Source organism: Pseudoxanthomonas broegbernensis, assembly GCF_014202435.1.
GTDB lineage: Bacteria > Pseudomonadota > Gammaproteobacteria > Xanthomonadales > Xanthomonadaceae > Pseudoxanthomonas > Pseudoxanthomonas broegbernensis.
The window spans coordinates 1-1016 of the sequence record NZ_JACHGU010000032.1; the positions used below are offsets into that span (position 1 = coordinate 1).

Here is a 1016-nt window from a genome sequence, read left to right on the forward strand (position 1 = left end):
CAGGCGATCTTCATCGCCTCGTTGATCGCCGTGGCCCCCACGTCCAGCGCGCCGCGGAACAGGTAGGGGAAGCACACCGCGTTGTTGACCTGGTTCGGGTAGTCCGAGCGGCCGGTGGCGATGATCGCGTCCGGGCGCACGGCCTTGGCCGCTTCCGGCAGGATCTCCGGATACGGGTTGGCCAGCGCCAGGATGACCGGCCGGTCCGCCATCGTGGCAACCATCTCCGGCTTGAGGATGCCGCCGGCCGACAGGCCCAGGAACACGTCCGCGCCCTCGACGATCTCGGCCAGCGAGCGCTTGTCGGTCCGGCGCGCGTAGCGGGCCTTGTCCGGGTCCAGGTCGGTGCGGCCGCTGTGGATGACGCCGCCGCGGTCGAAGGCGGTGATGTTCTCCGGCTTCAGGCCCAGGGAGACCAGCATGTCCACGCAGGCAATGCCCGCCGCGCCCATGCCGGTGGTGGCCAGCCTGACGTCCTCGATCCGCTTGCCCACCACGTGCAGGGCGTTGACCACCGCCGCGCCCACGATGATCGCGGTGCCGTGCTGGTCGTCGTGAAACACCGGAATGTTCATCCGCGCGCGCAGCTTGCGCTCCACGATGAAGCACTCCGGCGACTTGATGTCCTCCAGGTTGATCCCGCCGAAGGTCGGCTCCAGCGAGGCGATGATGTCGACCAGCTTGTCCGGGTCGTTCTCGTCGATCTCGATGTCGAACACGTCGATGCCGGCGAACTTCTTGAACAGCACGCCCTTGCCTTCCATCACCGGCTTGCCCGCCAGCGGGCCGATGTTGCCCAGCCCCAGCACCGCGGTGCCGTTGCTGACCACCGCCACCAGGTTGCCGCGCGCGGTCAGCTCGCTGGCCTGGCGCGGATCGGCCACGATGGCCTCGCAGGCGTACGCCACGCCCGGCGAGTACGCCAGCGACAGGTCGCGCTGGGTCAGCATCGCCTTGGTCGCCGCAATCTTGATCTTGCCAGGGCGGGGATGGCGGTGATAGTCCAGCGCGGCCTG

General features: G+C 68.8%; 1 protein-coding gene. It reads right to left on the reverse strand.

Features of this window, described 5'->3' with window-relative positions:
- A partial coding sequence (locus tag HNR76_RS15280) for a malic enzyme-like NAD(P)-binding protein (protein ID WP_281383405.1) occupies positions 1-1016 on the reverse strand: 1016 nt, incomplete at both ends.